The sequence below is a fragment of the Donghicola sp. XS_ASV15 genome, assembly GCF_041224595.1.
Taxonomy (GTDB): Bacteria; Pseudomonadota; Alphaproteobacteria; order Rhodobacterales; family Rhodobacteraceae; genus Donghicola.
Genome location: NZ_JBGFGN010000058.1, coordinates 1 through 3,709, shown reverse-complemented (window position 1 = coordinate 3,709; position 3,709 = coordinate 1). Strand labels below are relative to the sequence as shown.

Sequence of the window (3,709 nt, the reverse complement as noted above, 5' to 3'; positions counted from 1 at the left end):
GTGGGGCCTTAGCTCAGCTGGGAGAGCGCCTGATTTGCATTCAGGAGGTCAGGAGTTCGATCCTCCTAGGCTCCACCACTTCTTCTTCGGATACTTGAGAGAGACAAAGATGATGATTGGATCATCAAGGGCATCTGCGGATGTTTTTGATCGTCCAATCGGACGTTTTGACATCGTTTAGAGAGAAATCAAATTCAACATGCTGGTTGCTATAAGTGTTTAGCGACCTCTGCGAGCTGCGGCGCCTTTTGGTGTCTTGGTACAAAGCTTCGTTTCCCCGAAGGTGCGTATGACAGGTTTGCATGAAACGGCATGTTGTTCCAAGTCAAGTACACTAACCAGATGTGATCTGCGGATCGCATCATTGTTCAACCATCACCGACATGATGGTTGGGCGGGAAAGTAATGACTTTTGGTCCAGATTTAAGGAGTGGCCGCCCGAACCAGCGTGGCCTTAAGACTTTGCCAAGTCTTGCTCTTTCTGGATCAAATCAAGCGCGAAAAGGGCGTTTGGTGGATGCCTTGGCAGCAAGAGGCGATGAAGGACGTGATACTCTGCGATAAGTTATGGGGAGCCGAGAATAGGCTTTGATCCATAAATCTCCGAATGGGGCAACCCACCTGAATGTTTGTTATTTTGATTACCGGATCAATACTTGTCCTCAAGTAGCGAAGCGGTAGGACATAAATAATGAGCATAAACAGGTACTTATTACCTGAATACATAGGGTTTTAAGAGCAAACCCGGGGAACTGAAACATCTAAGTACCCGGAGGAAAGGAAATCAATTGATACTCCCCTAGTAGCGGCGAGCGAACGGGGACCAGCCGAGCCAGATGAGTGACTAGAACATGTTGGGAAGCATGGCCATAGCGGGTGATAGCCCCGTATAGGAAGCTCTGACGGACGTATTAAGTAGGGCGGGACACGTGAAATCCTGTCTGAAGATCGGAGGACCACCTTCGAAGGCTAAGTACTCCTTGCTGACCGATAGCGAACCAGTACCGTGAGGGAAAGGTGAAAAGCACCCCGACGAGGGGAGTGAAACAGTACCTGAAACCGGACGCCTACAATCAGTCGGAGGCTCCTCGAGAGCTGACGGCGTACCTTTTGTATAATGGGTCATCGACTTGGTCTAACTAGCAAGCTTAAGCCGTTAGGTGTAGGCGCAGCGAAAGCGAGTCTTAATAGGGCGTATGAGTTAGTTGGATCAGACCCGAAACCGAGTGATCTAGGCATGACCAGGATGAAGACAAGGTAACACTTGTTGGAGGTCCGAACCCACACCTGTTGAAAAAGGTCGGGATGAGTTGTGCCTAGGGGTGAAAGGCCAATCAAACTCGGAGATAGCTGGTTCTCCGCGAAATCTATTTAGGTAGAGCGTCATCCGAATACCCCGGGGGGTAGAGCACTGGATGGGTAATGGGGCCCCACAGGCTTACTGATCCTAACCAAACTCCGAATACCCGGGAGTACTAGATGGCAGACACACTGCGGGTGCTAACGCCCGTAGTGGAGAGGGAAACAACCCTGACCTCCAGCTAAGGCCCCTAATTCATGGCTAAGTGGGAAAGCAGGTGGGACGACCAAAACAACCAGGAGGTTGGCTTAGAAGCAGCCATCCTTTAAAGATAGCGTAACAGCTCACTGGTCTAATTAAGTTGTCCTGCGGCGAAGATGTAACGGGGCTCAAGCCATGAGCCGAAGCTGAGGACTGCATAGCAGTGGTAGCGGAGCGTAGTGTGACATAGCACTTGTCTTTACTACCGACCTTCGAACGAAGGCACAGGCAACTGTGCTCAAGTAGCGAAGCGGTAGCACAAGACTAAGTGCTTTCGATGAAGCCGGGCTGTAAGGCATCCGGTGGAGAGATCACTAGCGAGAATGATGACATGAGTAGCGACAAAGAGTGTGAGAGACACTCTCGCCGAAAGTCCAAGGGTTCCTGCTTAAAGCTAATCTGAGCAGGGTAAGCCGGCCCCTAAGGCGAGGCCGAAAGGCGTAGTCGATGGGAACCAGGTTAATATTCCTGGGCCAGGAGGATGTGACGGATCTCGAAGATTGTTCGACCTTATCGGATTGGTCGGGCCGTTTAGAGGTCCCTGGAAATAGCCCTCCATGAGACCGTACCCTAAACCGACACAGGTGGACTGGTAGAGAATACCAAGGCGCTTGAGAGAACAACGTTGAAGGAACTCGGCAAAATACCTCCGTAAGTTCGCGAGAAGGAGGCCCAGTTTCTACGCAAGTATTGGCTGGGGGCACAAACCAGGGGGTGGCGACTGTTTACTAAAAACACAGGGCTCTGCGAAGTCGCAAGACGACGTATAGGGTCTGACGCCTGCCCGGTGCCTGAAGGTTAAAAGGAGGGGTGAGAGCTCTGAATTGAAGCCCAGGTAAACGGCGGCCGTAACTATAACGGTCCTAAGGTAGCGAAATTCCTTGTCGGGTAAGTTCCGACCTGCACGAATGGCGTAACGACTTCCCCGCTGTCTCCAACGTTGACTCAGCGAAATTGAATTGCCTGTCAAGATGCAGGCTTCCCGCGGTTAGACGGAAAGACCCCGTGCACCTTTACTACAGCTTCACACTGGCATCAGGCCAAGCATGTGCAGGATAGGTGGTAGGCTTCGAAGCAGACACGCCAGTGTCCGTGGAGCCTCCCTTGAGATACCACCCTTGCTTTGCTTGATGTCTAACCGCGGTCCGTTATCCGGATCCGGGACCCTGTGTGGCGGGTAGTTTGACTGGGGCGGTCGCCTCCCAAAGAGTAACGGAGGCGCGCGAAGGTTGGCTCAGAGCGGTCGGACATCGCTCGTTGAGTGCAATGGCAGAAGCCAGCCTGACTGCGAGACTGACAAGTCGAGCAGAGTCGAAAGACGGCCATAGTGATCCGGTGGTCCCGAGTGGAAGGGCCATCGCTCAACGGATAAAAGGTACGCCGGGGATAACAGGCTGATACTGCCCAAGAGTCCATATCGACGGCAGTGTTTGGCACCTCGATGTCGGCTCATCTCATCCTGGGGCTGGAGCAGGTCCCAAGGGTACGGCTGTTCGCCGTTTAAAGAGGTACGTGAGCTGGGTTTAGAACGTCGTGAGACAGTTCGGTCCCTATCTGCCGTGGGTGTAGGATACTTGAGAGGAGTTGCCCCTAGTACGAGAGGACCGGGGTGAACGATCCACTGGTGGACCTGTTGTTGCGCCAGCAGCAGTGCAGGGTAGCTATGATCGGACAGGATAACCGCTGAAGGCATCTAAGCGGGAAGCCCCCCTCAAAACAAGGTATCCCTGAGAGCCGTGGTAGACCACCACGTCGATAGGCCGGAGATGTAAGCGCAGTAATGCGTTCAGTTGACCGGTACTAATGGCTCGATAGGCTTGATTTGATCCAGTAAAAGCAAGAACTTGCCCTACTGAAATCAAAAGTCATACACACCAAAAAACAGCGTACTGACTTGGAATAAACGAGATTTTATTCGGTTTGGTGGTCATAGCACGAGCAAAACACCCGGTCCCTTTCCGAACCCGGAAGTTAAGTGCCGACGCGCCAATGGTACTGCGGCTTAAGTCGTGGGAGAGTAGGTCACCGCCAAACCTAATAAAATCTCGTAAAAAAATGATATCTCTCTAAAACGATCACAAAATTCCTCAGCTGAAATTTACTATATCCGCTGAGGGCGATAGCGGCCTCAAAAAGCACTCCGTGCAA

The 3,709-nt window shown here is 52.1% G+C and carries 1 tRNA gene and 2 rRNA genes; all 3 read left to right on the top strand.

What is annotated here, in order from left to right:
• Positions 1-2: 2 nt before the first annotated feature.
• Positions 3-78: transfer RNA gene (locus AB9K37_RS01185), tRNA-Ala, on the top strand.
• Positions 79-489: 411 nt separating this feature from the next.
• Positions 490-3,386, top strand: a 23S ribosomal RNA gene (locus AB9K37_RS01180).
• A gap of 94 nt (positions 3,387-3,480) precedes the next feature.
• A 5S ribosomal RNA gene (gene rrf / locus AB9K37_RS01175) occupies positions 3,481-3,595 on the top strand.
• Positions 3,596-3,709: the final 114 nt, after the last annotated feature.